This is a genomic window from Streptomyces sp. NPDC048461, assembly GCF_055587105.1.
Window position 1 is genome coordinate 74,358 of sequence record NZ_JBVJGW010000021.1, and the last position, 26,897, is coordinate 101,254.

A 26,897-nucleotide genomic window follows, 5' to 3' on the forward strand; every position below is an offset into this window, starting at 1 on the left:
CGGCGCCGTCCGGGGCCGTCCTGGTTCAGGAGCGCCGCTTGGTGGCCTTCGGCTTGGGCTTCCACGTGGACCCGCTCGTGGAGGTGCCCGAGGACGAGGTCGGCGCGGGGCTGCTGGTGGCGGACGCCGAGGAGGACACCACGGAGACCGTGCCGGTCCGGCAGGTCTTGACCTCGGCGGCGCGCGCCGGCTCCTTGAGGGCGACCTCGACCGTGCCGGCCGCGCGCGCCTCCAGGGTCACCCGGGCGGTGCTCGCCTCCAGGACGGAGCCGGAGGCGGTCTCCCGGTACAGCTCCACCTCGAAGGTGGCCCTGCGGTCCAGCCGGGAGGTCACCCTGACGGTGGTCACCGGCGGGGTCGCACCGGCGCAGGCGACCACCACGGCCGTGGCCGGGTCGCCGCTCGGGCTCGCGGACGGCGTGGCGCTCGCCGAGCTGCCGCTGCCGCCGCTTCCGCTGTGCGTCTTCTTCTTGCTGCTCTTGGAACTGGAGCAGCCGCCACCGCTGCTCTTGCTCTTGCTCTTCCCGCTGCTGCCGCTCCCGCCGGTCGACGAAAAGCCGGTCAGCGCGAAGACGACGGCGACGAGCACGGCCGTGAACCGCAAATGACGTACGGCCACCATGGCCCCACCTCTCCCCCTGGACAACGGCGGGTCACGGTACCAGCCACCGGACCGGATCAGCCCGGTGAGCACGGCATCTCCGCAACCTCCGGTGCCCGCCTCCGCCCGCGTGCGGCGGCGGGTGCCCGGGCGTAGCGTCGGGACGGGGCCGCTCTCCGGAAGGGCCTGGCATGATCCGCAACGCACTCGGTTCGCTGTTGGGGCTGATCGGCGCGGCCGCCGCCGTGTGGAGCCCGTTCCGCGCCTGGTACGACAGCCGCCAGGGGCGCGACTACCGCATCGAGGAGCTGTTCTCCGGCGCCGGCATCACCGACGACGGCGCCTCCCTCTTCGGGTCGATCCTGCTGCCCTTCCTCTTCGCCGCCCTGCTCGCGCTGGTCGCGGTCGTGCTCCGGTCGCGGCTGCTCATGGGGCTGGCGGGGGTCGTCGTCCTCGGGTTCGCCGTGCTGTGGATGGTCCGCCAGGGTCAGGCCCAGGACGGCCTCTCGGTCGGCGGTGACGGGCAGGGCCTGGGGGACGGCCTCGCCAACGCCTTCGGCGGAGGCGCGCTGCTGCTGCTGGGCGCGGCCGTGATGAGCGGCCGCCCGTCCCGCCGCCGTCACCGCGCGGACGGGCCCGCCGACCGGGACGGGGCACCGTACGAGACCCCGTACCCGCCCGCTCACCAGACCCCGCCGACCCCGTACCCCCCGTCCCACGAGGACCGGCCGTCCCACGAGGACCGGCCGTCCCACCACGACCCGCGGGCCTACCCCCCGGACCACCGGGACCCGTCCGGCACCTACCCCCCGGACTCCGCGCCCCCCTCGGACCCCACAGGCCCCACAGGCCCGACCGGCCCGACCGGCTGGGGCCCGAGGCCTCCGACGAACCAGCCGTAGACGTCCGGTTCGCACGCCGCGCACCGGCCCGGGAACGACGGCGGCCCCGCCCCCTCGGAGGGGGCGGGGCCGGCCGGCACCGGGGTGCGGGGGTCAGGCGGCGTCGACGACGCCCGAGGCCGCGATCTCGACCTTGCCCTTGGGGGCACCGGACTGGGAGCCCAGGGCCTCGATCTGGTCGACCAGCGCCTGGCCCTCGACGACCTCGCCGAAGACGACGTGCTTGTTGTCGAGCCAGGAGGTGACGACGGTGGTGATGAAGAACTGCGAGCCGTTGGTGTTGCGGCCGGCGTTCGCCATCGACAGCAGGTACGGGCGGTCGTGCTTCAGCGTGAAGTTCTCGTCCTCGAACTTCTCGCCGTAGATGCTCTTGCCGCCGGTGCCGTTGTGGTTGGTGAAGTCACCGCCCTGCAGCATGAACTGGGGGATGACGCGGTGGAAGCCGGAGCCCGCGTAGCCGTAGCCGTTCTGGCCGGTGGCCAGCTCGCGGAAGTTGCGCGCGGTCTTCGGGACGACCTCGTCGAAGAGGTTGAAGACGATGCGGCCCGCGGGGGCGCCGTTGATGTTGATGTCGAAGAAAACGTTGCTCATGGGGTCCATCCTGTCACTCCCGGTGCGTTCCGCTACCGGGAGGGGCCGAGTCGCCTCAGCCCGCCGTACGGGTTCCGGTGCCCTTCGCCGCGTCCAGGGCGTACACGCAGCGGTCCTTGCTGCACGCGTAGACCACGCCCGCCTCCGCCACCGGGGCGCCCGTGATCTCGCCGCCCGTGGCCAGTTTCCAGCGGAGCTGGCCGCCCGCGGCGTCCAGCGTGTACAGGCAGTGGTCGGCCGATCCGAAGTGCACCCGGCCGTCCGCGACCGCCGGCAGGCCGGTGATCTCGCCGCCCGCCGCGAAGCGCCACTTCGGGGTGCCGGTGACCGCGTCGAGGGTGTACAGCGCGCTGCCGGCCCCGAGGTGCACGTTGCCGTTCGCCACCAGCACGGGGTCCGCGGAGGACCGCGACTCCGTCGCGATCCGCCAGCGGTCCTTGCCGGTGGCCGCGTCGAGGGCGTAGACGGTGCCGAGGTAGTCGGCGAGGTACACGCCGCCGCCGGTCACCGCGGGACCCGGCGCGAACGCGGGGGCGGCCAGGAACACCGCGGGGGCCTCGAAGTGCCAGCGGACCCGGCCCGAGGACCGGTCCACGGACAGCACCCGGGTGCCGGCGCTGACGTAGACGTTGCCGTCGGGGGCGGGGGTGACCCGTACGGGGACGTTCCCGCAGGAGGCCGCGTCGCCGACGGGGTACGACCAGGACTCGCGGCCGCTGCGGGCGTCCACGGCGCGCAGCCGGGCGTCCTGCCACACGTACACGGTGCCGTCGTGGAGGACGGGGGCCGCCTCCGGGGTCTCGAAGTCGGTCTGGGCGCCGGACAGCTCCCACAGCCGCTGCCCGCCGGCCGCCTCCCAGCCCTGTACGCCGCCGCCGCGCGTGGCGGTGACGACGGTGCCGCGCTCCGCGCTCAGGGCGTACACCCAGGCGTCGGTGGACAGCCGCCACCGCTCGGAGCCGTCGGTGGCGTCGAGCGCGTACAGCGAGGGGCCGTCGGAGGCGTGGATGCGGCCCTCGGAGACGGCCATGGACCACGCCACGTCGCGGGTCTTGAACTGGCGGCGGCCACTGGCCACGTCCAGGGCGTGGACCTCGAAGGAGGTCACGTACAGCAGGTCGCCCGCCACGGTGGGGGTGCCCCACACCTCGTTGGACATGCGGAAGCGCCACGGGCGCCAGCGGCCGCTGTCCGGGGCCGGACCGGGGTTCGGCACGGATCCCGCCACGGAGGGGGCCGCGGTGGAGCCGCCGGGCGGGCGGATCCAGCCGGTGGCCGAGTCGGCGGCGCCGGCCTGCGGGGCGGGGGCCGCCGCGGTCGCGCGCGGCCCGGGCCCGATCGGCACCGGGGACCCGCCGAGCCGTACGGGCTCGCCGGACGGCACCGGGGCCATCGGCGGGTGGTGGGGGCGCTGCGGTACGGCGTGCCCGGTGCGCGGGTCCACCCACGGCTCGGCGCCGCGCGGCCGGCGGTGCGTGGCGGCCCCGGAGTCCGGGCCGCGGGAGCCGCCGGGGCGGGGCGCGGGGGCCCGGACCACGGCGGCGGGGGGCGTGCGGTTGCCCGACCGGCGGGTCTCGATCATCGCGACGACCCGCTCGGGCAGCCACGCCGAGGCGGTGCCGCTGTCGTCACCGCCGTCGAAGAGGTGCGGGGCGAGCTGCGCCTGGAGATCGGCGGGGGTCGGCCGCTGCGTGGCGTCCATCTGCATGCAGGATTCGATGAGCGGCCGCAGCTCGTCGGGCAGCCCCTCCAGGTTGGGGCCCTCCCGCAGCAGCATGAAGACCGTCTCCACCGGGTTCGCCCCGTGGTACGGCGGGTGCCCGGTGGCGGCGAAGACGAGGGTGGAGCCGAGCGAGAACACGTCGCTGGCGCCGCGGACGCTGCGCGAGTCCTTCGCCTGCTCCGGCGACATGTACGCCGGGGTGCCGACGGCGACGTTCGTCATTGTCAGCCGGGTGTTGGAGACGCCGCTGGCGATGCCGAAGTCGATCACGCGCGGCCCGTCCTCGACGACGAGCACGTTGGACGGCTTGAGGTCGCGGTGGACGAGGCCGGCGCCGTGGATGGACTGGAGCGCCTCGGCGATCCCGGCGGCGAGCCAGCGCACGCCCTGGGCGGGCATGGGCCCGCACTCGTTGACGATCTCCTCCAGGGAGGGCGCCGGGACGTAGGCGGTGGCCAGCCACGGCACGGCGGCGCGCGGATCGGCGTCGACGACGGCGGCGGTGTAGAAACCGGAGACGGCGCGGGCGGCCTCGACCTCGCGGGTGAAGCGCACCCGGAACAGCTGGTCCTCGGCGAGCTCGGTGCGCACCGTCTTGATCGCGACCCGCCGTCCGGACGCGGACCGCGCGAGATAGACCAGCCCCATGCCGCCGGCGCCGAGCCGTCCCAGCACCTCGAAGGGGCCGATCCGTCTCGGGTCGTGCTGCGTCAGCTGCTCCACCACTCGCCTCCACACCTCCCCGTACGGGCCCTCGCCGGGTCCGCTTCCACCAGCGCGCGAGTCCGGCCCGGGGCCGGAGCCCCGTGCAGCGTCTCACCCCCGGGCGCCGCCCGGGGTCGCGCAACCCCGATTCTGTCAGGCCCGCGCCCGGTCCGGCCCCGGGACGGCCCCGCGGCGGCGCGCGGCTAGCCCGCGGGCCGGGTCCGCGGCTCCGAGAGCAGCCCGAAGACCGCCCCCTGATTGTCGGCGACGACCGCGATCCTCCCGTACGGGGTGTCGAACGGATCGGCGGTGACCCGGCCGCCCAGCCGCTGCACCGCGGCCACGGAGGCGTCGCAGTCCGGTACGGCGAAGTAGGCCAGGAAGTGCGCCGGCATGGCCTCCGGGAAGGCGTCGGTGATCAGGCTGCGCCCCATCACGGCGGTGTGCGTGCCGGGGGCGCTGCCGGGCGGGGACCAGATGCGGTACTCGACGCCCGCGTCGTCCTGGTCCTCGGGGACGTAGCCGAAGACCTTGGCGTAGAAGGCGTCCACGGCGTCGCGGGCCCGCGTGTAGACCTCGGTCCAGCAGTACGTGTACGGCTCCTGCTGCGCGTCGAAGCCGTGGTGGGTGCCCGGCTGCCACAGCCCGAAGACGGCGCCGCCGGGGTCGGCGGCCAGGGCGGCGGTCCCGTACGGGCCGACGGGCATCGGGTCCATCACCATCTGGCCGCCGGCGGCCCGGATGCGCTGGGCGCAGGCGTGGGCGTCGGTCGTGTAGAGGTAGATCCCCCAGACGGTGGGCATGCGGCCGTCGGGCTTGGGGGCGAGGGCGGCGACGTTGCGGCCGCGGCTGTAGGCCTGCGTGTAGTGGCCGTACCGGTCGCCGGCGCCGTCGGCGAAGGTCCAGCCGAAGAGCTCACCGTAGAAGCGCTTGCCCGCCTCCACGTCCGGAAGCGAGGCGTCGACCCAGCAGGGTGCACCTTCCGCGAATGCGGCCATGAGCCCGGTTCCTTCCGTTGTGCGGCGGTTCGTGCCCTGTTCGCCCCTCCCCGCCATGTTCAGCCCGAAAACTTGTCCACAGCCTGTTGATAAGACTATTCGGGGGACACCCTCGGGTAACCGGCGGGCGCCGCCCGTGCGCGGGACCGGGCGGGCACGGGGGGGCGGGCTGTGCACAGACCCGTACGGGGCCGCGCGGACCGGCGCGGGCGGCGCGGGGGCCCGCTGCGGCCGCCCGGGGCCGCCGGCGCGGGCCGAAACCCGGCCCCACGGCCGCTCAGGACCGGCTCCGGGCCTGGCCGGAGGCCTCGTCACCCCATTTGCAGGCGGCCGAATAGCGCCCCGATCACCCCTCGGTAAGCTGACGGCATGACAGGACAAGTACGCACCGTCGACGGGCGTGTCGCCGGCCGGCGCGGCCAGGCGACGCGGCAGAAGCTGCTCGACTGCCTCAGCGAGATGCTCAGCTCCTCGCCGTACCGCGACGTCAAGGTGATCGACGTCGCCCGCAAGGCCGGCACCTCCCCCGCGACCTTCTACCAGTACTTCCCGGACGTCGAGGGCGCCGTCCTGGAGATCGCCGAGCACATGGCCACCGAGGGCGCCCAGTTGACGTCGCTCGTCGAGGGCCGCACCTGGGTCGGCAAGGCCGGGTGGTCGGCGGCGGAGGAACTGGTCGAGGGCTTCCTGGACTTCTGGCGGCGCAACGACGCGATCCTGCGGGTCGTCGACCTCGGCGCGGCCGAGGGCGACAAGCGCTTCTACAAGATCCGCATGAAGATCCTGAACTCCGTCACCAACTCCCTGACGGAGTCGGTGAAGGACCTCCAGGCCAAGGGCAAGGTCGACAAGGACGTCAGCCCCGCGGCCATGGCCGGCTCCCTCGTCGCGATGCTGGCCGCGGTCGCCTCGCACCAGAAGGGGTTCCAGACCTGGGGCGTCAAGCAGGCCGAGCTCAAGCCGAACCTGGCGCTGCTCGTCCACCTCGGCATCACGGGCAAGAAGCCCACCAAGTAACGGCGGACCCCTCCAGGGTCCGCCGTCCCGGGGCGGTCTCGTGCCGCCGCACGCCTGTGATCAGCGACGCTCCAGGCGGAACAGCCGGATCTCGCGCTCGATGCGCGCCTGGTACGCCGCGTACGGCGGCCAGAACACCAGGGCGGCCGCCCACGCCTCCGCCCGCTCCTCCCCCTCCAGCAGCCGGGCCCGTACCGCGATGTCCTGGCCCTTCCAACTCACGTCCGCGTCCGGGTGCTTGAGCAGGTTCCCGGTCCACGCCGGGTGCCCGGGCCGGCCGAAGTTGGAACCGATGAGCAGCCAGGTCGCCCCGCCGTCCTCCGGCATGCAGGCCAGCGGGGTGGTCCGCGGCGCACCCGTCCTGGCCCCCTTGGCCGTCAGGATCACGCCCGGCAGCATCTGCGCGCTGAGGATGACCCTGCCGCGGGTCAGCTTGTGCACCGCCTTGTCCACGGCGGGGATGAAGTGCGGTGCGACCTTGGCGAACAGCCTGGTCGAGGAGACCTTCTGCATCAGCTTGACGCCGACTCCGGGATCCACAGCCATCAGACGGCCACCTTCTCCTTCTCGGGTTCCGCCCCCGCGGGCGGGCTGAAGAGACCGGCCCGGTGCGCGGCGTGCGCCCGCAGCCGGTGGACCGGGCCGAACAGCAGCTCGTCGGCCGCCGCCCGCTTGAAGTACAGGTGCGCGTCGTGCTCCCAGGTGAAGCCGATGCCGCCGTGCAGCTGGACGGACTCGCCGGCCGTCACCCGCAGGGCCTCCAGGGCCTGGGCGAGGGCGAGTCCGCCCTGCGCCGGGTCCCACGCGGCGTAGTAGGCGGCCGAGCGGGCCGCCTGCACCTGGACGTAGAGGTCGGCGAGCCGGTGCTTGACCGCCTGGAAGGAGCCGATCGCCCGGCCGAACTGCTCGCGCCCGCGGACGTACTCCACCGTGCGGGCGAGCGCCTGGTCGGCCGCGCCGACCGCCTCGGCGGCGAGCACGGCGGCGGCCGTGCGCCCGGTGGCGGCGAGGGCCGCGGCGACATCGGCCCCCTCGTCACCGAGCAGCTGCGCCGGGACGTCCCGCAGCTGGACGGCGGCCTGCGGCCGGGTCTCGTCGAGCACGGCCTGCCGCCGGCGCACGAGGCCGGGCGCGTCCTGCCGTACGAGGAACAGCAGCGTGCGGGCGCGCGCGAAACCGCCGGTGTGGGCGGCGACCAGCAGCACCGACGCGCTGTGGCCGTCGAGGACCTGGGCCGCCTCCCCGTAGAGCCGCCAGCCGCCGTCCGCGTCGGCGCGGGCCTGGACCCCGCCCGCCCGGCCGCCGCCCGCCCACTCGCCGGAGGTGTTGTCGCCGGTCAGCCCGAGGGCGGTGGCGAGCACCGGGCCGGGTACGGCGAGGGCGGCCGTCAGCCCGCCCGCGGCGAGCGGCGGCAGCAGCTCGGAGCGCTGGGCCCCGGTGCCGAGCGCGGTGATCAGCGGTACGGCGAGCGCGGCGGTGGCGAACAGCGGCGAGGGCAGCAGCACCCGCCCGGCCTCCTCGCAGGCCAGGGCCAGATCGGCGGGGGTGCAGCCGACGCCGCCGTACTCCTCGGCGACGGCGAGGCCGGGCAGCCCGAGCCGCTGGGCGAGCTGCTGCCACAGCTCGCGGTCGTGTCCGGCGTCGGTGCGGACGGCGGCCTTGACCTCGTCCGGGCCGCAGCGTTTGCCCAGGATCTCGCGCAGGGTGCGGCGTATCTCTTCCTGCTCCGCGGTGAAGGCGGCATCCATCGTCGGGCTCCTCCCCGTATCTGACGGGCCGTCATGTTAGGGCGACGGACGCCAGATGCACAGGGGGCGGACAGCGGGGCGTTCCGGCGCGGTCCGTTCCCGTGCGAGCGGACAGACGGACGGACGGACGGCCAGGCGTGGACGGATGGACGGATGGACGGATGGGCGGATGGGCGCACGGACGGACGGACGGGCACTAGCGTCTGACGCATCGTCAGATATACCGTCTTCTCCATGCCTGGACCGACGGGACAGCCCCGCCCCCTGCCCTCCCCCGCACCGCGCCGCCGGGTCGCGGTCGTCGGCGTCGCCCTCTCGGACTGCGGGCGGGTGGACGGCCCGACCCCGTACGCCCTGCACGCCCAGGCCGCGCGCCGCGCTCTGGCCGACTCCGGGCTGGACCGCTCCGTCATCGACGGGTTCGCCTCGGCCGGCCTCGGCACCCTCGCCCCGGTGGAGGTGGCCGAGTACCTGGGACTGCGTCCCACCTGGGTCGACTCCACCTCGGTCGGCGGCTCCACCTGGGAGGTCATGGCGGCCCACGCGGCGGACGCGATCGCCGCCGGGCACGCCAACGCCGTCCTGCTGGTGTACGGATCCACCGCCCGCGCGGACATCAAGGCCCGGCGCCGGACCGCGAACCTCTCGTTCGGGGCGCGGGGACCACTGCAGTTCGAGGTCCCGTACGGCCACACGCTGATCTCCAAGTACGCGATGGCCGCCCGCCGCCACATGCACGAGTACGGCACCACGCTGGAGCAGCTCGCCTCGGTGGCCGTGCAGGCGCGGGCGAACGCGGCCACGAACCCCGACGCGATGTTCCGCGACCCGATCACCGTCGACGAGGTGCTGTCCGGCGAGATGATCGCCGACCCGTTCACCAAACTGCACTGCTGCATCCGCTCGGACGGCGGTTGCGCCGTCCTGCTGGCGGCGGAGGACTACGTACCGGACACCGCGAAGGCCCCCGTCTGGGTCCTGGGCGCGGGCGCCTCGGTCTCCCACACCACCATGTCGGAGTGGGAGGACTTCACCGTCTCCCCGGCGGCGGTCTCCGGCCGGCTGGCCTTCGAGCGGGCGGGCCTGACCCCGGCGGACGTGGACCTCGCCGAGATCTACGACGCGTTCACGTACATGACCCTGGTGACCCTGGAGGACCTCGGGTTCTGCGCCAAGGGCGAGGGCGGCGCCTTCGTCGAGAAGGGCCGCCTGCTGCGCGACGGCGAACTCCCGGTCAACACCGACGGCGGCGGCCTCTCCGCCTGCCATCCGGGCATGCGCGGGCTGTTCCTGCTGGTCGAGGCGGTACGCCAGCTGCGCGGCGAGGCGGGCGCCGGCCAGGTCGTGAAGGCCGGCGGCCGCCTGCCCGAGGTCGCCCTGGCCTCGGGCACGGGCGGCTGGTTCTGCTCCTCGGGAACGATCCTGCTGGGCCGCTAGGCCGTCTCTTTCGGATCTTGCCGGGCCCGCGACGCCTGGCACCGTGCCTGGCCGCACTGCCGAGGCGACCACGTACGGCCCAGTACGCGAACGCCCCGACAGCACGCCCAGACACGGCACCAGACGCCGCGGGCTCGGCCGACAAGATCCGAAAGAGACGGCCTAGGCCGCCGGCCGCCGGCCTGGGACGGCCGGCGGCCGGATCCCTCAGTACTGCCAGCGCGGCTGGCTGCCGTCCAGGCGGCAGTGGATCAGCCGCCCGTTCCCCGCGTGCGTGGACCGGCCCAGGTCGGCCTTGCGGCAGAACTGGCCCGCGTTGTAGCAGTTGCCGGCGTTGGAGACGATCTCGCAGTCGGCGGGCACCGGACGCGTCGGCGCCTGCGTCGTCGGCCGGACCGCCGGCTTCGTCGCGGGCCGGGGCGCCTGGGTAGTCGCGGGCGGCTTCGGGTCGGCGGCGGGGGCGGCGGCGCGCGTGGCGGCCGCCCGGGTGGGCGAGGGGCTCGGCGCGGCCGCGGCGGCCGAGGGGGACGCCGTCGGGGAGGGCGTCGGGGACGCCGCCTCGGGCGTGGGTGTCGGCGTCGGCGTCGGGCTCGCGGTCGCAACCGCCGACGAGGAAACCGGCGGAGGCGTCACGGCGGGAGCCCCGCCGTCCGCCGGTCCGCAGGCGACCGCCACGCCCGCCACGAGCAGGGCGACCAGCGCCCGCCGCACGGGGCCGTTCGTACGCCGTCTTCCATCTCTGACCATCGGTACCCCCACCAGAAGCCGTTCGAAGGAGGCACATCATATGAACGGACGCCCGTAGCGGATGCTTTTCGGCCAAACCGTGACCAAGGGCCCTGCGCACGCCGGCGATTCGGGGCGCCCCGACGGTCTCCCGCCGCGCGCCGGACCGTCGTTGCCGACAGCGGGCAGCGGGCCCGGCCCCCGGGGTGCCGACATCGGCACATGCGCCCGCACCGGCCCCCGCATAGCGTTTCCAGCGGTACGGAAGCGAGTCCGGCGCCCCCGCACGACCGGCACCACCGGCACGACCGGAGGTGGCTTCAGGGCACACCCGTCCCTCGCCGTGCTGCTCGCCCTGCTCTTGGGCGCGTACGCGGCATGGGTGACGCTTCCCAACGCCAGGCACCTGCGCTCGCTCCACGACGGCGTACCGGCCCAGGCGACGCTCCGCACGGGCGGCTCCTGCATCCTGGGCCGGTGCGAGGTCTGGCGACGCTCTCCCGGGCGCGGCAGCGCGCCCGGGCGGCCCGGCAGGACCCGACGGGGACGACCCCCTAGCCTGGGGCGATGACTGGTGAGTTCGGCAGCGAAGAGACCGGCGATGAAGCGACCGGCGACGAAGAGTTCCGCGCCATCCTGCACTCCCTGCGCGTGTGGGACGGACCGCTCCCCACGTTCGACCCCGCGACGGCGCCGGACGGGCCGTTGCCGCTGTTCCGGGAGTGGCTCACGGACGCCGCCAAGGCGGGGCAGCCGGAGCCGCACACGATGAGCCTGGCGACGGTCGACGCGCAGGGCCGGCCCGACGTGCGGACGCTGATGCTGCACGACGCCGACGCCCGCGGCTGGCACTTCGCCACGCACGCCACCAGCACGAAGGGCGAGCAGCTGGCCGGCCAGCCAGAGGCCGCTCTGGGGTTCTACTGGCCCGCCGTGGCCCGCCAGATCCGCCTCCGGGGCCCGGTCACCGCCTGCGGCCCGCAGGAGAGCCGGGCCGATCTGGCGGTCCGCTCGCGCGGTGCGCTGGCCGCCGCGCTGACGGGCCGGCAGAGCGCGGTCCTCGGCTCGACGGAGGAGCTGGTGCGGGCGTCGGAGGCGGCCTGGGAGCGGGCCGGGGCCGAGCCGGACGCTCCGGCGCCCACGTGGACGCGGTACGTCCTGGCCCCCGTCGAGGTCGAGTTCTTCCAGGGCGACGCCGCCCGCCGCCACACCCGCCTCCGCTACCGCGCCACCCCGAACGGCACCTGGACCCGCGACCTCCTCTGGCCCTAACCGCCGCGCACGCGGCAGGCGCGGCCGCAGGTTCCGCCACACTGCGGCCGCCCCGGCCACCGGCACCCCGCCGCCCCGGCACCCACCCGCCCCGCCTACCCCGCCTCCGTGCGGCGGAAGACCGGTACCGACACACCGGCCGCCGCCTCGCGGAACGTCACCGTCAGCGGCATGCCGATCGTCAGGTCCGCCGGCTCGCAGTCCACGACCTCCGTCATCATGCGCGGCCCTTCCGCCAGGTCGACCACTGCCGCCGTGTACGGGACGCGTTCCCCGAACGGCGGGAGGTCGTTGCGGTGGATCACCGACCAGGTGTACAGCGTCGCGCGGCCGCTCGCCGCCTCCCACGCCACCCGGCCCTCCCCCGCCCAGCAGAACGGACAGAACTCGCGCGGGTAGTGGTGCGCCCGCCCGCAGTCCGCGCAGCGGCGCAGCAGCAGCCGACCCTGGGCCGCCGCGTCCCAGTAGGGGCGGGTGAAGTCGTCCGCCTCCGGAAGGTCGTACCGGGCGGTCACAGGAAGAGTCCGAGGGCCGCGTCCAGGGACCAGGCCTGCCAGCCCATGGCGAAGAGCGCGACGAGGGAGATGAGCGCCATCATGGCGTTCTGCCCCTGCTCGGCCCAGTCGTGGATCATCAGCACCAGGTAGAGCAGGTTCAGGAGCAGCCCTCCGACCAGGGCGACCGGCGTGAGGAACCCGAACACCAGGCCCAGCCCCAGGGCGAGTTCGGCGTAGACGACGAGGTACGCCATCGCCTTCGGGCGCGGCCGCACCACCTTCTCGAAGCCGCCCTTCACGAACCCCCAGCGGTGCTTGCCCGCGACGTCGGCGGCCCACGCGATGCCGGTCCCTCGCTCGAACCAGCCCTTCTTGTCCTTGTGCCGCCAGCTCTCCAGCCACCACAGGCCGAGGCCTATCCGCAGCACGGCGATCCATTCGGCCCCACCGAGCCAGATGGTCTGCATCGGCAGCCTCCACCCCTCCACCACGACGAGCACGACAAGCACGACGAGTACGCCGGCCCCGCCGGGCATACGATCTGACGGTACGTCAGTTCAGCGGATCCGGAGCGTTCCCGCAAGGCCCCGGCCGGACCTGCCCGCGCCGCCGACCGCGCCGCCCGCCGCGCCCCCGCCGCATCCCCGCCCCCGCCCGCCCGCACCCGCACCCCCTTCCGTGATCGAGTCGCAATCGATTCCCTCCTTGTCCGAGACCCATCAACCCAGCGTGGCGATACGATCACTCCCCATGCCCGGACCCCCCACAGCACCCGACATGTCCACCCAGCCGCGCCCCGTGTACGTCATCGGCGCCGGCCCCGGCGGCCTCGCAGCCGCCGCCGCGCTGCGCGCCCGCGGGGTCCGTACCGTCGTCGTCGAGAGGTCCGACGCGGTCGGCTCCTCCTGGCGGGGGCACTACGACCGGCTCCACCTGCACACCACCCGCCGCCTCTCCTCCCTGCCGGGCCTGGCCATGCCGCGCCGCTTCGGACGGTGGGTCTCGCGCGACGACGTCGTGCGGTACCTGGAGAAGTACGCCGAGTTCCACGAGCTGGAGCTGGTCACCGGCGTCGAGGTGACCCGGATCGAGCCGGCCGCCGGCGAGGACGGGAAGCACGACGGCTGGACCCTGCACGCCAGCGGCGGCCGGGTGCTCACGGCCGCGGCCGTGGTCGTCGCCACCGGCTTCAACCACACCCCCGCCCTGCCCGAGTGGCCCGGCCGCGACGGTTACACCGGGCGGCTGCTGCACGCCGCCGAGTACCGCAACCCCGCCCCGTACGCCGGGCAGGACGTGCTCGTGGTCGGCGTCGGCAACACCGGCGCCGAGATAGCCGTCGACCTCGCCGAGGGCGGCGCCGCCCGCGTGCGGCTCGCCGTGCGCACCGCCCCGCACATCGTGCGCCGCTCCACCGCCGGCTGGCCGGCCCAGCGCACGGGGATCCTCGTACGCCGGCTGCCCGTCCGGCTCGTCGACCGGCTGGGCGCGCTCGTCGCGCGGGCCTCCGTCCCGGACCTGTCGGCGTACGGCCTCCCCCGCCCCTCCACCGGCCTGTACAGCAGGGTCCGGCAGGGGGCCATCCCCGTGCAGGACGTCGGCCTGATCGACGCGGTCCGCCGGGGCGCGGTCGAGCCGGTCGCCGCCGTGGACGCCTTCGACGGCGGCGAGGTCGTGCTCGCCGACGGCTCGCGGATCACCCCGGACGCGGTGGTCGCGGCCACCGGCTACCGGCGCGCCCTGGAGGGCACCGTCGGCCACCTGGACGTGCTCGACGAGCGCGGCCGGCCCCGTACGAGCGGCGGACGCACGGCGGCCGGGGCACCCGGCCTGCACTTCACCGGGTTCACCAACCCCATCAGCGGCGCCTTCCGCGAGATGGCCCTGGACGCCGACCGGATCGCCAAGGCCGTCGCCCGGCACCTGCGCACCCGGACCTGACCCGCGCCGCCCCGCCGGACCCCGGCCCGCCGTCGCCGGGCAGGTGCCCCGCACCCCGCCGCCGGACCGCCCCGCCCGCACCGGGTCCCACCCCCGGCCTGAACCGCGCGCCCAGGCCGTCTCTTTCGGATCTTGTCGGCCGAGCCCGCGGCGTCTGGTGCCGTGCCTGGGCGCGCTGTCGGGGCGTTCGCGTACTGGGCCGTACGCGGTCGCCTCGGCAGTGCGGCCAGGCGCGGTGCCAGGCGTCGCGGGCCCGGCAAGATCCGAAAGAGACGGCCTAGGCCGGAACCGCACTCTGGACCCGGCGCGCGGGTGTCTGACACCGTTCCACACACCACCTCCACCACTTTCCTGCGCAGGCCTGTTCCTGACGGCACGTCAGTTCAGTAATCTGACTACGCGTCAGTTATTGAGGTTCATCGAGCAGGAGCGGGCGGAACGATGCTTGGATCTACTCACGGCACCCTCACCACCGACTTCCGCGCACGTGTCGAGGCCTGCGGGGAGACCCCCAGGACGGCCGTCCACTCCTCGGCGGCGCCGTCCGCCGAGGACGCGGTCGCGCTGGACGTCAGCGGGCGGCCCCTGCACTCCGACGTCCCCGACCTGGACCGGTTCTTCCGGCCCGAGTCGGTGGCCGTCGTCGGCGCCTCGGACGCCGAGGGCAGACCGAACACCGGGATCACCCGCCAGCTAATCGCCTGGGCGGAGCGCGTCGGCGCCCGGCTCCATCCCGTCCACCCGACCCGGACGACCGTGTTCGGCCTCCCCTGCCACGCCTCCGTGGCCGACCTGCCCGAGCAGGTCGACCTCGCCGTCCTCCTCGTCGCCGACCCGGTCCCCGTCATCGAGGAACTGGCGGAGACGAAGGTGAAGTTCGCCGTCGCCTTCGCCTCCGGCTTCGCGGAGACCGGCGACGCGGGCGCCGCCGCCCAGGACCGGCTGGCGGCCGCCGTACGGCGCTCGGGCGTGCGCCTGCTCGGCCCCAACACGAACCTCAACGCCTTCGAGGAGTTCCGCCAGGACCTCGACGGGCCCGCCATCGCCCTCATCACCCAGTCCGGCCACCAGGGGCGTCCCGTCTACACCCTCCAGGAACTGGGCATCCGCCTCTCCCACTGGGCGCCGACCGGCAACGAGGCGGACCTGGAGACCTCCGACTTCATCTCCTACTTCGCCGAGCAGCCCGAGGTGGGAGCCATCGCCTGCTACGTCGAGGGCCTCAAGGACGGCCGGTCCTTCCTCCTCGCCGCGGACCGGGCCGCGCGGGCCGGCGTACCGGTCGTCGCCGTCAAGGTCGGCCGCACCGAGACCGGCGCCCGGATGGCCGCCTCCCACACCGGGAAGCTGACCGGCGCCGACACGGTCGTGGACGCCGCCATGCGGCAGTTCGGCGTCATCCGCGTCGACGGCCTGGACGAGCTCCAGGACACGGCCGCCCTGCTCGCCCGCGCCCGCAAACCGCAGGCCGACGGGGTCGTCGTGTACTCCATCTCCGGTGGCACCGGCGCCCACTTCTCCGACCTCGCCACGGAGGCGGGCCTCACGTTGCCCACCCTCGACGCGGCCAAGCAGGACGAGCTCCACCAGTGGATACCGGAGTACCTGAACGTCGCCAACCCCGTCGACAACGGCGGCCACCCGGTCGGCGACTGGCGCGGCCGCAAGATCATCGACGCGATCCTCGCCGACCCGGCCGTCGGCGTGCTGATCTGTCCGATCACCGGGCCCTTCCCGCCGATGAGCGACCGGCTCGCCCAGGACCTGGTGGACGCCGCCGAGGCCACCGACAAGCTCGTCTGCGTGATCTGGGGCTCCCCCGTCGGCACCGAGGACGCCTACCGCACCACCCTCCTCGGATCCTCCCGCGTGGCCACCTTCCGCACCTTCGGCAACTGCATCACCGCCGTACGGGCCTACCTCGGCCACCACCGCTTCACCGCCGCCTACCGCTCCCCCTTCGACGAGGCCCCCCGCACCCCCTCCCCCTCCTTCCGCAAGGCCCAGGCCCTGATGCGGCCCGGCCAGCAGCTCAGCGAGCACGCGGCGAAGCAGCTGCTGCGGGCGTACGGGATCCGGGTGCCGCGGGAGCAGCTCGTGACGAGCGCGGCGGCGGCCGTCCGGGCCGCCGGGCTGGTCGGCTACCCCGTCGTCATGAAGGCGTCGGGCCCGCAGCTCGCCCACAAGACCGAACTCGGGCTCGTCAAGGTCGCCCTGACCTCCGCGAGCCAGATCCGCGACGCGTACCGGGAGCTGACGGACATCGCCCGCTACGAGGACGTCCCCCTGGACGGCATCCTCGTCTGCCAGATGATCGAGCGGGGCGTGGAGATGGTCGTCGGCGTCACCCGGGACGACCTGTTCGGCCCCACCGTCACCGTCGGTCTCGGCGGGGTCCTGGTGGAGGTCCTGCACGACGCGGCGGTCCGCGTCCCGCCCTTCGGCGAGGACCAGGCCCGCGCCATGCTCACGGAACTGCGCGGGCACGCACTGCTGGAGGGGGTCCGCGGCGCTCCGCCGGCCGACGTGGACGCCCTGGTGGAGGTGATCCTGCGGATCCAGCGGATGGCCCTGGAGCTGGGCGACGACCTGTCCGAGCTGGACATCAACCCGCTGATGGTGCTCCCGCGCGGACAGGGGGCGGTCGCACTGGACGCCCTGGCCATCTGCCGCTGACCCAGGCCCACCCCGGCCCACCCGCCCCGCCGGCCCCGCCGGCCCCTAACGGGAGTCACCCATGTCCCAAGAGATCCTGCACCGCGCGGAGAACGGCGTCTCCTGGATCACCCTGAACCGCCCCGAGGCCATGAACGCCGTCACCTGGGACCAGCGCGAGCGCGTCATCGCGCTGCTCGGCGAGGCCTCCGCCGACCCCGAAGTGCGCGCCGTCGTCCTCACCGCCACCGGCAAGGGCTTCTGCGCCGGCGCCGACCTGCGCGGCGCCCCGGCCGCCGGCGAACGCGTCGCCGGCGACGTGGCCCGCATGATCCGGCTCGGCGCACAGCGCCTGATCACGGCGGTCCTCGACTGCGAGAAGCCCGTCGTCGCGGCCGTCAACGGCACCGCCGCCGGCATCGGCGCCCACCTCGCGCTCGCCTGCGATCTGGTGATCGCCGCCGAACCGGCCCGCTTCATCGAGGTGTTCGTCCGCCGCGGCCTGGTCCCGGACGGCGGCGGCGCGTACCTGCTGCCCCGCCTCGTCGGGCCGCAGAAGGCCAAGGAGCTGATGTTCTTCGGCGACGCCGTCCCGGCGGCCGAGGCCGAGCGGCTGGGCCTGGTGAACAAGGTCGTGCCGGCCGACGAGCTGGAGAAGACGGCCCGCGCCTGGGCGGAGCGCCTCGCCCAGGGCCCGACGCGCGCCCTCGCCCTGACCAAGCAGCTGGTGAACGCCTCCCTCGACGGCGACCGGGCGGCGGCACTGGCCGCCGAGGCCGCCGCCCAGGAGATCAACATGACCACCGCCGACGCGAACGAGGGCGTCGCCTCCTTCGTGGAACGCCGTACGCCCTCCTACCGCGGCCGCTAGGCCGTCTCTTTCGGATCTTGTCGGCCGAGCCCGCGGCGTCTGGCGCCGTGCCTGGTCGTGCTGTCGGGGCGCCCGTGTACTGGACGTACTCGGTTGCCCTGGCAGTGCGGCCGGGCGCGGTGCCAGGCGTCGCGGGCCCGGCAAGATCCGAAAGAGACGGCCTAGACACGGCCCAGGCCGTGGGCCCGGCAGCGCCCGGGCGCCGCTACCGCTGGGAGGGGTCCGGCTTGAGCAGCGCGAACACGGCCCCGGCCGGGTCCGCGGCCCACGCGATCCGCCCGACCTCGGGCACGTCCGCGCCCGGCATCAGCACGGATCCGCCGCCCCGCTCCACCCGTTCCGTGGTGGCATCGACGTCCGTCACGTTGAAGTACGGCACCCAGCGCGCCTGCTCGGCGCCGCCCTCCGCCAGCGGCGCGGCCCCGCCGAAGGAGCCGTCCTCCTGGTCCCCGTCGGCGATGCTCAGCACCCGGTACGTCATGCCCGGCGCGTCCATCTCGGCGTGGCGCCAGCCGAAGAGCCCGGCGTAGAAATCGAGGTCCGCGACCGGGTCCGGTACGTGGAGCTCCGCCCAGACGAGGGTGTTGTCGGCCGAGGCGAGGTCGAAGCCCGCGGTCCGCCCGGGCTGCCAGCAGGCGAACTGGGCGCCCTGCGGGTCGGTGAACTGCGCCAGCCACCCCTCTCCCATGACGTCCATCGGCTCCATCCGGACCGTCCCGCCGCCCTCCCGCACCGCTGCGGCGGTGGCCCGGACGTCGGGGGTCATGAAGTGGAGCATCCAGGCGGACGAGGCGCCCTCCTCGGTGAGCTGCCCGATCGCGGCGACGGTCCTGCCGTCGAGCTGGAAGAAGCCGTAGCCGCCGGTGTCGGGGCCGGCGGGGGCGAAGCGCCAGCCGAAGACGGCGCCGTAGAAGGCGGTGGCCGCCGGGACGTCGGGGCTGCCGAGGTCGAGCCAGTTGGGCGATCCGGTACGGAAGTCGGTGCCGAGCATGGGGTCCTCCGGGAGTGCGGCGGTACGCGGTCGCTGCCACGATGCCCAGCCCCGCGACGGCGATGGTGTACGGGCCGCCACCCGGCCCGGGTGTTCACCCGTACGGCGGCCCGCACCCCTTCCCATCTGACGGTCCGTCAGCTTCAATCGACGGTGTGATGGGACATGCAGGGATGGCGGCCACCGTCGTCCGATACCTCAGGTCAGTCGGCTCACCCACCTCGGCCCCGGCCGGACCGGGCGCGGGGCCCGAGCCCGTCGACGCCCACCCGCGCCCCGAGCTGCGCGCGGTCCGGGCCGACGAGCGCGCGCCCGTGAGCCCCGCCGAGTTCCGCGCCGTCCTGGGCAACTTCGCCAGCGGGGTCACCGTCATCACGGCCCCGGCCGTCGTGGACGCGCACGGGGAAGGGGACGGGGACGGGCCGGCCGGGTTCGCCTGCCAGTCCTTCGCCTCGCTCTCCCTCGACCCGCCGCTGGTGACCTTCATGGTGGCCCGCACGTCGACGACCTGGCCGCGGATCGCCCGCGCCGGGGTGTTCTGCGTGAACATCCTCGGCGCCGAACAGGGCGCGCTGTGCCGCTCCTTCGCCGTCAGCGGCGCCGACAAGTTCGCCGGGATCGCCCACGCGCCCGCCCCCGTCACCGGGTCGCCCCAGCTGGACGCCGTGCCCGCCTGGATCGACTGCCGGATCCACGCCGTCCACACCGGCGGGGACCACCTGATCGTCGTGGGCCGCGTCGAGGCCATGGGCGCCGCCGGGGAGGGCGACCCGCTCCTCTTCCACAAGGGCCGGTTCGGCCGCTTCAGCGACTGAACGGGCCGACCGGGCGGGTCCGCAGGGGCTTTGACCCCGAGGCCCGATGTTCCTCCGCGCATCCGCTACGTAAGCTCCCGGGAGGGCAGGGACACCTCAGCGTCCCTCCCCTTCGGAAATTCTTCGGATACGCGGGGATTTGACTTGATATTGAACCTCATGCGCCGCACCCGCGGCGCGGTCGCCGTCACGGTGGCCACCGGGGCCCTCCTGGTCGCCGCCTCGCCGGTCTCGTCGGCGGCGCCGGTCGCCGCACCTCCCACCACGGCCGCCGGCGCGATCCTGATCGACGGCGGTACCGGGGCCACGCTGACCAGCAAGGCCCCCAACACCCAGCGGCAGGGTGCGAGCACCACCAAGATCATGACCGCTCAGATCGTGCTGCGGACGCCCGGTGTGGACCTCAACAAGAAGGTCACCATCAAGCAGGAGTACGCGGACTACGTCGTCCGCGAGGGCGCGAGCACGGCCCACCTCAAGGTCGGGGCCACTCCGACGGTCCGCCAGCTGCTGTACGGGCTGATGCTGCCGTCGGGCTGCGACGCCGCCTACGCGCTCGCGGACGCCTTCGGCAAGGGCGCGACCACGTCGGCCCGCACGGCGGACTTCATCGCGCAGATGAACGCCAAGGCGAAGTCCCTCGGCATGACCAAGACCACGTACGACTCCTTCGACGGCATCTCGCCGACCGGGAAGAACCTGACGACCCCGCGCGACCTGGCGAAGCTCACCCGGTACGCCATGAAGGGCAAGGTCTTCCCGCAGCTCGTGAAGGCCACGACCTACAGCACCGGCGGCACGTCCACCGACGCCACCTGGGGCAACAGCAACCTGCTGATCCGGGAGCGTCCCACCGGCTACGCCTACCCCGGTGCCATCGGCGTCAAGACCGGCACCGGCACGGCCGCGGGCAAGTGCATCGTCTTCTCCGGCACCCGCAACGGCAAGACCGTCATCGGCGTCCTGCTGAACGACGAGGAGCGCTACGCGGACGCGATGAAGCTCATGGACTGGTCGCTCGGTTCGGCCGCCGGCTCCGGCGCCGCGCTGCAGCGCAGCAACACCGACCCGATCCCGGACGTCCTCGACTGACCGTGACGCGGTACCCGGCTCCTCCGCCGGCGGGTGCGAACCCGCCGACGGGGGAGCCGAGCCGTTTCCGGGCGAGCCAAGCCGTTTCCGGACGAGCCGAGCCGTTTCCGGGCGGCTCGGAAGGGGCTCAGAAGGTGAGCACCCCGCGCGCCACCCGCCCGTGGTGCGCGTCGTCCGCCGCCTTCGCGAAGTCCTCCACCGGGTAGACCTCGGTGACGAGCTCGTCCAGCAGCAGCCGGCCCTGCCGGTAGAGCTCGGCGTACAGGGCGATGTCGCGCTGCGGGCGCGAGGAGCCGTACCGGCAGCCCATGACCGTCTTGTCCAGGTACATAGACGAGACGAGGAAGGAGGCCTCCTCCTTGAAACCGGGCACCCCGAGCAGGACCGCCTGACCGTGCCGGTCGAGCAGGTCGATCGCCTGGCGGATCAGCTTCACGTTGCCCACGCACTCGAAGACGTGGTCCGCGCCGGTCGGCAGGACCTCCCGGACCGCCGCCGGGGCGTCGGGGACGGCCGAGGCGTCGACGAAGTGCGTGGCCCCGAACTGCCGGGCCACCGACTCCTTCGCCGGGTTCGCGTCGACCGCGACGATCGTCCCGGCCCCCGCGATCCGGGCCCCCTGCAGGACGTTCAGCCCGATGCCGCCCGTGCCGATGACGACCACGGACTCGCCGCGGTCCACCTTCGCCCGGTTCAGCACCGCGCCGACGCCCGTGAGCACCCCGCAGCCGATCAGCGCCGCCGACGTCAGCGGGATGTCGTCGGGGATCTTGACGGCCTGCACGGCCCGGACCAGGGTGCGCTCCGCGAAGGCGGAGTTCGAGGCGAACTGGAACAGCGGCTGCCCGCCCCGTGAGAAGGGCTGCCCCGGCATGCCGATGGCCTTGCGGCACATCGTGGGCCGCCCCCGGTCGCAGTCCGCGCACGCCCCGCAGTTGGCCAGGGTGGACAGGGCCACGTGATCGCCCGGCACCACGTGCGTGACGCCCGCGCCGACCGCCTCGACGACCCCCGCGCCCTCGTGCCCCAGCACGACCGGCGGCGGGAACGGGATGGTCCCGTCGATCACCGACAGGTCGCTGTGGCAGAGCCCGGCCGCCGCGATCGCGACGAGCACCTCGCCCGGCCCCGGATCGCGTATCTCCAGGTCGTCGACCACCCGGGCCTGCTTGCCGTCGAACACGACGCCTCTCACCTGGACTCCTTAGGCAGGCCGAGCACGCGCTCGGCGATGATGTTCCGCTGGATCTCGTCCGAGCCGCCGTAGATGGTGTCGGCCCGCGTGAACAGGAACAGGCGCTGTCCCTCGTCGAGCCCGAGCTCGTACGGCACCCCGGGCGCCCAGGCCCCCGGGCCCGCCGCGGCCGCCGCGCCGCGCACCTCCACCGCCAGCTCCCCGAGCCGCCGGTGCCAGCCGCCCCACAGCAGCTTCGCCACGCTCGGCGCCCCCGGCCCGCCCTCGGCGCCCAGGGTGCGCAGCGCGTTCCACCGCATGGTGCGCAGCTCCGCCCACTGCCGTACGAGGCGCTCGCGCAGGACCGGGTCCCCGGCCTGCGCGGACCCGGCGTACGCGGCCACGACCCGCTCCAGCTCGGCGGCGAACCCGATCTGCTGGACCAGCGTCGACACGCCCCGCTCCAGGGCGAGCAGGCCCATGGCCACCGTCCAGCCCTCCCCCTCGCGGCCCACGAGCTCCGCCGCCACGGCCCCGTCGAAGAACACCTCGTTGAACTCCGAGGTCCCCGACATCTGCCGGATCGGCCGGACCTCGACGCGGCCGGGCTGGTCCATCCGTACGAGGAGGAACGACAGCCCGCGGTGGCGGTGCGAGCCGGCGCCGGTGCGGGCCAGGACGAAGCACCAGTCGGCGTCCTGCGCCAGGGAGGTCCAGATCTTCTGCCCGGTGACCCGGTACAGCCCGTCGGCGGGGTCGCGCACCGCCGCGGTGCGGACGCCCGCGAGGTCGGAGCCGGCGCCCGGCTCGCTGTAGCCCTGGCACCACAGCTCCTCGCCCCGTGCGATGGCCGGCAGGAAGCGGTCCCGCTGCTCCCGGGACCCGTAGGCGAGGAGGGTGGGCGCGAGGAGGTTCTCCCCGATGTGGCCGACCCGGCCGGGGGCGCGCAGCGCCGCGTACTCCTCGGCCCACACCACCTGCCCGGTCAGGGAGAGCCGCTGCTGCCCGTAGGCCCCGGCCGGGGCGTCCCAGCCCTGCCCGATCCAGCCGCCGCGGCCCAGCTCGCGCTCCCACGCCCGGCGCTCCCGGACGCCCTCGTGCTCGCTGCCCGGCCCGCCGAGGCCCACCGCGCCCGCATACGGGCCCGTCAGGTGCTCGGCGAGCCAGGCACGGGCCCGGGCGCGCAGCTCCTCGTCCTCGGTACCGAAGCTGAAGTCCATCGCGCTCCCTACGCGTTGGGGCGGTCCTTGGCGGCCGCCGCCTTGGCCATGGCCTCCAGCTGCGCCAGCATGGGCATCGGGTCGGTGCCGACCGTCCCGGGCAGGAAGTCGGCGATCTTCTCCGGCGTCCAGGAGCCCTCGGCGTATCCGGCGCGCAGTTCCCGCGGCTGCGCCCAGACGGCGATCTTCGGTCCGGCGATCGTGTAGACCTGCCCGGTGATCCGCTCGCCGCCGGTGGCCACGGCCCGGTCGCTGAGCAGGTAGGTCACGAGCGCGGCGACGTCCTCGGGCTCGCCGATCTCCTTGAGCTCCATGGGCACGTTGGCCGACATGCGGGTACGGGCGACGGGCGCGACGGCGTTGGCCGTGACCCCGTACTTGGCGAGCCCGAGGGCGGCGGAGCGGACGAGCGAGATGATCCCGCCCTTGGCGGCGCTGTAGTTGGCCTGGGCGACCGAGCCCTGGTGGTTGCCGCTGGTGAAGCCGATCAGGGTGCCCGACCCCTGCCGGCGCATGACGGCGGAGGCGGCGCGGAAGACGGTGAAGGTGCCCTTGAGGTGGGTGGCGACCACCGGGTCCCACTCCTCCTCGGACATGTTGAACAGCATCCGCTCGCGCAGGATCCCGGCGACGCACACGACGCCGTCGAGGCGCCCGTACCGGGCGAGCGCGGTGTCGACGATGCGCTGGCCGCCCGCCATGGTGGAGACGTCGTCGGCGACGGCGACGGCCTCCCCACCCGCGGCGACGATCTCCTTCACGACGCCTTCGGCTATCTCGCTGGCGGGCTCGCCACCGCCGATCCCCACCCCGTAGTCGTTGACGACGACCTTGGCGCCCTCGGCGGCCGCGGCGAGTGCCACGGCCCGCCCGATGCCCCGGCCGGCGCCGGTGACGGCGACGGTCCTGCCTGCCAAGAAGTTCCCCACGTCCGGCCCCTTCCCGCGATTTCTGACGGACCGTTAGATTCTAGGGGCAGCCGGATGCCCCTGCACAAGCCCCAGTCGGGGTCCGCGTTCACCGCCTTCGCAAGGAGCTGATGAGGTCCATGTCCCTGCCGCCCGAGTTCCACGACATCGCCAAGCGCGTCAACAACTGGGGCCGCTGGGGCGCCGACGACGAGATCGGCACCCTGAACCTCGTCACCGACGAGGTGGTCCGGGCCGCCGCGGGCGAGATACGCACCGGCCGCCGCGTCCCGCTGGCGCTGCCGCTGAAGGAGGACGGCGTACAGGTCGGCATGATCCCCGGCCGGATCAACCCGCACCACACGATGGTGCAGATCAACCAGGAGATCTTCGGGCCCGGCACGGTGGCCTGCAGCGACGACGCGGTGACGATGGGCCTCCAGGCGGGCACCCACTGGGACGCCCTCACCCACGTCTCCCACTCGGGCCGGATCTACAACGGCCGCCCGGCCTCCTCGATCACCGCGCACGGCCGCGCCGAGTTCAGCGGCATCGACAAGGCCGGGCCGATCGTCTCGCGCGGGGTCCTGCTGGACGTCGCCCGCGCGAAGGGCCTGGACCGGCTTCCGGGCGGGCACGCGGTGACCCCCGAAGACCTGTCCGAGGCCGAGGAGTTCGGCGGGATCACCGTCCGCGCGGGCGACATCGTCCTGGTCCGCACCGGCCAGGTCCAGGTCTACCTGGCGGGCGACAGGCACGGGTACGGCTTCCCCTCCCCGGGCCTGTCGATCCGCACCCCGGAGTGGTTCCACGCCCGGGACGTGGCGGCCGTCGCGAACGACACCCTGACCTTCGAGATCTTCCCGCCGGAGAACGAGGACCTCTGGCTCCCGGTCCACGCGCTGGACCTGGTGGAGATGGGCATGCACCAGGGCCAGAACTGGAATCTCGAAAAGTTGTCCACAGCCTGTGCAGAAGAGGGCCGGTACGCGTTCCTGCTCTCCGCGATGCCCGAGCCCTTCGTCGGCGCGGTGGGCACCCCGGTGGCCCCGGTCGCCGTCCTCTGACCCGCCCCGCCGCTCCTCCTCCCGTACGCCGCCCCGCCCCGGCGGGCCCCGGGACCGGCCGGTACCCTGCGGTGCCCCCGACCGCCGGGGGCCTCGCAGTACCGCTCAGGAGTCCCCCATGGCCGTCAAGAAGGCCACCATGCAGCAGCAGGTGGCGGAAGCCATCGCCCAGATCAACCCGGCCGACCGCCCCGTGGTCACCGTCCAGGTCATCGCCGGTCCCAGCGTGTGGCTGATGTCCATGCTCGGCCTCATCGGCCAGGCCTTCCTCACGTACTACTTCGTCACCGTCACCGAGCAGGCCGTCGTGGTCCACAAGGCCAGCCGGTGGAGCAACCGCCCGCAGGAGATAGCCTTCGCCATCCCCGCGGGCGAGGCGACCGGCCTGGTCACCGACATCAACCGGAACACCCTCTGGAGCTACTTCCGCCTCCAGCTCCCGAACACCCCGAAGCCGACGCGCATGAACGTGCACCGCATCTGGCGCGCGGAGATGGACCAGGTCCTCACCATCCTCACGGCCCAGCCGGTCGCCTGACCCCCCGTCCGCCGGCGCGGGCCCTCCCCACCCCGCGCCGGGGGACGCGCACGCCGCACCCAAACCGCACGATGCCGTGGCACCGCTCCGGCTACAGCGAGGCCATGGAGATGAACGAGAACACCGCGGGAAATCAACCCGACACGGCGCGCGGCCCACGGGCCAAGAAGGCACTCAGCCGGTTCGGCGTTCTCTTCTGGTTCAGATCGCAGCCCGAACGCCATCCCCGCCTCGGCCATGTGCAGGTCGCACACTTGGGCTGGCGTTTCGCCGAGCCACGCGATGAACTGAAGCCCCTGTTCGAAGCGCTCGTCCGCGAGGCCCCGCAGCATGTCGAGTGGGAGTTCAAGGCCGCGAAGAACTGGCTCGTCGTCCCCGCCCGCCTCACTCGGGAAACGAGAAACAGCGGGGACGACTTCGGCAAGGCGCAGTCCGAGCTGGAGAAGGATCAGGAGTTCTGCATCGCGGCGGCCAAGGACATGGACCTGATCCTCAAGGCAATGGAGGCGGCAGCTCCGCCACCGTACGAGGCGGAGGGGTGCGCCCCGTAGCACCGCCCCCCATGCGGCGGTCGGAGGACACCTCGCCACGCGGAGTGCGCGACCGCGACAGTCGTCCCCGGCACGCGACCACCAAGCCGCAGGCACTGCGGGTGGCGGCGGCGCGCGTGCACGCCCCGAGCGCGGCACGGCAGCCGCCACCCCGCGACCCGCACTCGCCAAGGCAGGTCCTTGGCGTCCCCTCGCGTCGAATCGCTCCCCACCAGGGTGATCACGATGTGACGGAACGTCAACACCTCGTTAGAGGTACACGCGCGGTTCCCGCCCGGAGGGGTGATTTTCCGGCGGTCCGTCCGAGGCGCAGTCCCCCGCCGCCTTCTCCGCACGGTCGATCTCGCACCAGATCCGCTTGCCCGCGCCCTCGCGCTGCCAGCCCCAGCGGTCCGCGAGGCCGTCCACCAGTTCCAGGCCCCGCCCGCCCGTGTCGTCCCCGGCGGCCTGCCGGGGTGCCGGGGCCCGGTCGCTCGCGTCCGCGACCTCGACCCGCACGCCCGGTTCACCGAAGAGCATCCGCAGCACGGCCGGACAGCCCGTGTGCACGACCGCGTTCGTCACCAGCTCGGAGATCAGCAGGATCAGCGTCTCGGCGAGCGGCTCGTCGTCCCCTATGCCCGAGCCCGCGAGTCGGGAGCGGGCCCACCGGCGCGCCCGGCCGACCTCGGCGGGATCGGGTCCTACCTCCAGCTGAACCTGAAGCACCTGCACCGCTCACACCATCCGAACCGGCGGACACTTCGCCTCGCGACAGGACGGGATCACCCAGTGTGATCCCCTTGCGGAGCAGCATGGTTGACGTACAGTCACCACAACAAGCGCTTCGGGCATATTCCCGCGCGAAGGAGTAGGCG

Annotated in this window: 26 protein-coding genes; 12 read left to right on the plus strand and 14 right to left on the minus strand. The window is 73.9% G+C overall.

Annotated features, from left to right (window positions below; translation table 11 throughout):
* Nucleotides 1–25: 25 nt before the first annotated feature.
* Nucleotides 26–622, minus strand: a complete 597-nt coding sequence (locus ACZ6S8_RS29490) for a hypothetical protein (RefSeq protein WP_469460451.1) — start codon at nucleotides 620–622, stop codon at nucleotides 26–28.
* 170 nt (nucleotides 623–792) lie between these two features.
* Between ACZ6S8_RS29490 and ACZ6S8_RS29495 the strand changes: the two genes are divergently transcribed.
* On the plus strand, nucleotides 793–1,503 hold the full coding sequence (locus ACZ6S8_RS29495) for a hypothetical protein (protein WP_469460452.1): 711 nt from the start codon (nucleotides 793–795) through the stop codon (nucleotides 1,501–1,503).
* 93 nt (nucleotides 1,504–1,596) lie between these two features.
* Here ACZ6S8_RS29495 and ACZ6S8_RS29500 read toward each other — a convergent pair whose 3' ends face one another.
* The 3 genes from ACZ6S8_RS29500 to ACZ6S8_RS29510 form a co-directional block, all read right to left on the minus strand.
* Nucleotides 1,597–2,094, minus strand: coding sequence for a peptidylprolyl isomerase (locus ACZ6S8_RS29500; protein WP_469460453.1), 498 nt, complete (start codon nucleotides 2,092–2,094; stop codon nucleotides 1,597–1,599).
* 55 nt (nucleotides 2,095–2,149) lie between these two features.
* Complete coding sequence (gene afsK, locus ACZ6S8_RS29505; RefSeq protein ID WP_469460454.1) at nucleotides 2,150–4,543, minus strand: protein serine/threonine kinase AfsK; 2,394 nt, start codon at nucleotides 4,541–4,543, stop codon at nucleotides 2,150–2,152.
* 182 nt (nucleotides 4,544–4,725) lie between these two features.
* Complete coding sequence (locus ACZ6S8_RS29510) at nucleotides 4,726–5,520, minus strand: VOC family protein (protein ID WP_469460455.1); 795 nt, start codon at nucleotides 5,518–5,520, stop codon at nucleotides 4,726–4,728.
* 369 nt (nucleotides 5,521–5,889) lie between these two features.
* Between ACZ6S8_RS29510 and ACZ6S8_RS29515 the strand changes: the two genes are divergently transcribed.
* Nucleotides 5,890–6,537, plus strand: a complete 648-nt coding sequence (locus tag ACZ6S8_RS29515; protein WP_469460456.1) for a TetR family transcriptional regulator — start codon at nucleotides 5,890–5,892, stop codon at nucleotides 6,535–6,537.
* A gap of 60 nt (nucleotides 6,538–6,597) precedes the next feature.
* Here the strand turns inward: ACZ6S8_RS29515 and ACZ6S8_RS29520 are convergent, their stop codons facing one another.
* Complete coding sequence (locus ACZ6S8_RS29520) at nucleotides 6,598–7,083, minus strand: nitroreductase family deazaflavin-dependent oxidoreductase (protein WP_469460457.1); 486 nt, start codon at nucleotides 7,081–7,083, stop codon at nucleotides 6,598–6,600.
* Nucleotides 7,083–8,285, minus strand: coding sequence for an acyl-CoA dehydrogenase family protein (locus ACZ6S8_RS29525; protein ID WP_469460458.1), 1,203 nt, complete (start codon nucleotides 8,283–8,285; stop codon nucleotides 7,083–7,085). Before ACZ6S8_RS29525 ends, ACZ6S8_RS29520 begins: the two co-directional genes overlap by 1 nt.
* A gap of 234 nt (nucleotides 8,286–8,519) precedes the next feature.
* Here ACZ6S8_RS29525 and ACZ6S8_RS29530 point away from each other — a divergent pair, with 234 nt between their 5' ends.
* The gene (locus ACZ6S8_RS29530) at nucleotides 8,520–9,722 is read left to right on the plus strand and encodes a thiolase C-terminal domain-containing protein (protein WP_469460459.1); all 1,203 of its coding nucleotides are present in this window, start codon (nucleotides 8,520–8,522) and stop codon (nucleotides 9,720–9,722) included.
* A gap of 207 nt (nucleotides 9,723–9,929) precedes the next feature.
* Here ACZ6S8_RS29530 and ACZ6S8_RS29535 read toward each other — a convergent pair whose 3' ends face one another.
* A complete protein-coding gene (locus ACZ6S8_RS29535) occupies nucleotides 9,930–10,433 on the minus strand; it encodes a hypothetical protein (protein ID WP_469460460.1) in 504 nt (167 codons plus the stop codon).
* A 582-nt stretch (nucleotides 10,434–11,015) separates the two neighbouring features.
* Here ACZ6S8_RS29535 and ACZ6S8_RS29540 point away from each other — a divergent pair.
* Nucleotides 11,016–11,720 carry a pyridoxine/pyridoxamine 5'-phosphate oxidase gene (locus ACZ6S8_RS29540; protein ID WP_469460461.1) on the plus strand — a complete coding sequence of 235 codons (705 nt, stop codon included), beginning with the start codon at nucleotides 11,016–11,018 and terminating at the stop codon, nucleotides 11,718–11,720.
* A 95-nt stretch (nucleotides 11,721–11,815) separates the two neighbouring features.
* Here ACZ6S8_RS29540 and ACZ6S8_RS29545 read toward each other — a convergent pair whose 3' ends face one another.
* Both ACZ6S8_RS29545 and ACZ6S8_RS29550 read right to left on the minus strand, forming a co-directional pair.
* Complete coding sequence (locus ACZ6S8_RS29545; RefSeq protein WP_469460462.1) at nucleotides 11,816–12,235, minus strand: Zn-ribbon domain-containing OB-fold protein; 420 nt, start codon at nucleotides 12,233–12,235, stop codon at nucleotides 11,816–11,818.
* Complete coding sequence (locus tag ACZ6S8_RS29550) at nucleotides 12,232–12,684, minus strand: DoxX family membrane protein (RefSeq protein WP_469460501.1); 453 nt, start codon at nucleotides 12,682–12,684, stop codon at nucleotides 12,232–12,234. Before ACZ6S8_RS29550 ends, ACZ6S8_RS29545 begins: the two co-directional genes overlap by 4 nt.
* A gap of 283 nt (nucleotides 12,685–12,967) precedes the next feature.
* On the opposite strand from ACZ6S8_RS29550, the gene ACZ6S8_RS29555 reads away from it, so the two are divergent.
* From ACZ6S8_RS29555 to ACZ6S8_RS29565, 3 genes are all read left to right on the plus strand, one after another.
* Nucleotides 12,968–14,158, plus strand: a complete 1,191-nt coding sequence (locus ACZ6S8_RS29555; protein WP_469460463.1) for a flavin-containing monooxygenase — start codon at nucleotides 12,968–12,970, stop codon at nucleotides 14,156–14,158.
* Nucleotides 14,159–14,599: 441 nt separating this feature from the next.
* Nucleotides 14,600–16,834 (plus strand): acetate--CoA ligase family protein, encoded by a 2,235-nt coding sequence (locus ACZ6S8_RS29560; protein ID WP_469460464.1) that lies wholly within the window; start codon nucleotides 14,600–14,602, stop codon nucleotides 16,832–16,834.
* A 61-nt stretch (nucleotides 16,835–16,895) separates the two neighbouring features.
* The gene (locus tag ACZ6S8_RS29565) at nucleotides 16,896–17,684 is read left to right on the plus strand and encodes an enoyl-CoA hydratase/isomerase family protein (protein ID WP_469460465.1); all 789 of its coding nucleotides are present in this window, start codon (nucleotides 16,896–16,898) and stop codon (nucleotides 17,682–17,684) included.
* 205 nt (nucleotides 17,685–17,889) lie between these two features.
* Here ACZ6S8_RS29565 and ACZ6S8_RS29570 read toward each other — a convergent pair whose 3' ends face one another.
* Complete coding sequence (locus tag ACZ6S8_RS29570) at nucleotides 17,890–18,675, minus strand: VOC family protein (RefSeq protein WP_469460466.1); 786 nt, start codon at nucleotides 18,673–18,675, stop codon at nucleotides 17,890–17,892.
* A gap of 173 nt (nucleotides 18,676–18,848) precedes the next feature.
* Between ACZ6S8_RS29570 and ACZ6S8_RS29575 the strand changes: the two genes are divergently transcribed.
* Complete coding sequence (locus ACZ6S8_RS29575) at nucleotides 18,849–19,490, plus strand: flavin reductase family protein (RefSeq protein WP_469460502.1); 642 nt, start codon at nucleotides 18,849–18,851, stop codon at nucleotides 19,488–19,490.
* A 159-nt stretch (nucleotides 19,491–19,649) separates the two neighbouring features.
* Entirely contained in the window at nucleotides 19,650–20,582 is a 933-nt protein-coding gene (locus ACZ6S8_RS29580; RefSeq protein WP_469460467.1) for a D-alanyl-D-alanine carboxypeptidase family protein, read from the plus strand.
* Between the two features lie 127 nt (nucleotides 20,583–20,709).
* On the opposite strand, the gene ACZ6S8_RS29585 is transcribed toward ACZ6S8_RS29580, so the two are convergent.
* From ACZ6S8_RS29585 to ACZ6S8_RS29595, 3 genes are read right to left on the minus strand one after another with little or no spacing between them, the layout of a single operon-like run.
* Nucleotides 20,710–21,777 (minus strand): Zn-dependent alcohol dehydrogenase, encoded by a 1,068-nt coding sequence (locus tag ACZ6S8_RS29585; RefSeq protein WP_469460468.1) that lies wholly within the window; start codon nucleotides 21,775–21,777, stop codon nucleotides 20,710–20,712.
* Nucleotides 21,774–22,976: an acyl-CoA dehydrogenase family protein gene (locus ACZ6S8_RS29590; protein WP_469460469.1), complete on the minus strand. Its 1,203-nt coding sequence runs from the start codon at nucleotides 22,974–22,976 to the stop codon at nucleotides 21,774–21,776. Before ACZ6S8_RS29590 ends, ACZ6S8_RS29585 begins: the two co-directional genes overlap by 4 nt.
* Nucleotides 22,977–22,984: 8 nt before the next feature.
* Nucleotides 22,985–23,905 (minus strand): SDR family oxidoreductase, encoded by a 921-nt coding sequence (locus ACZ6S8_RS29595; RefSeq protein ID WP_469460470.1) that lies wholly within the window; start codon nucleotides 23,903–23,905, stop codon nucleotides 22,985–22,987.
* Nucleotides 23,906–24,024: 119 nt separating this feature from the next.
* Between ACZ6S8_RS29595 and ACZ6S8_RS29600 the strand changes: the two genes are divergently transcribed.
* From ACZ6S8_RS29600 to ACZ6S8_RS29610, 3 genes are all read left to right on the plus strand, one after another.
* Nucleotides 24,025–24,951, plus strand: coding sequence for a cyclase family protein (locus tag ACZ6S8_RS29600; RefSeq protein ID WP_469460503.1), 927 nt, complete (start codon nucleotides 24,025–24,027; stop codon nucleotides 24,949–24,951).
* Between the two features lie 118 nt (nucleotides 24,952–25,069).
* A complete protein-coding gene (locus tag ACZ6S8_RS29605; protein WP_469460471.1) occupies nucleotides 25,070–25,489 on the plus strand; it encodes a hypothetical protein in 420 nt (139 codons plus the stop codon).
* 104 nt (nucleotides 25,490–25,593) lie between these two features.
* Nucleotides 25,594–26,040 carry a hypothetical protein gene (locus ACZ6S8_RS29610; protein WP_469460472.1) on the plus strand — a complete coding sequence of 149 codons (447 nt, stop codon included), beginning with the start codon at nucleotides 25,594–25,596 and terminating at the stop codon, nucleotides 26,038–26,040.
* Nucleotides 26,041–26,289: 249 nt separating this feature from the next.
* On the opposite strand, the gene ACZ6S8_RS29615 is transcribed toward ACZ6S8_RS29610, so the two are convergent.
* A complete protein-coding gene (locus ACZ6S8_RS29615; RefSeq protein WP_469460473.1) occupies nucleotides 26,290–26,754 on the minus strand; it encodes an ATP-binding protein in 465 nt (154 codons plus the stop codon).
* Nucleotides 26,755–26,897 lie beyond the last annotated feature (143 nt).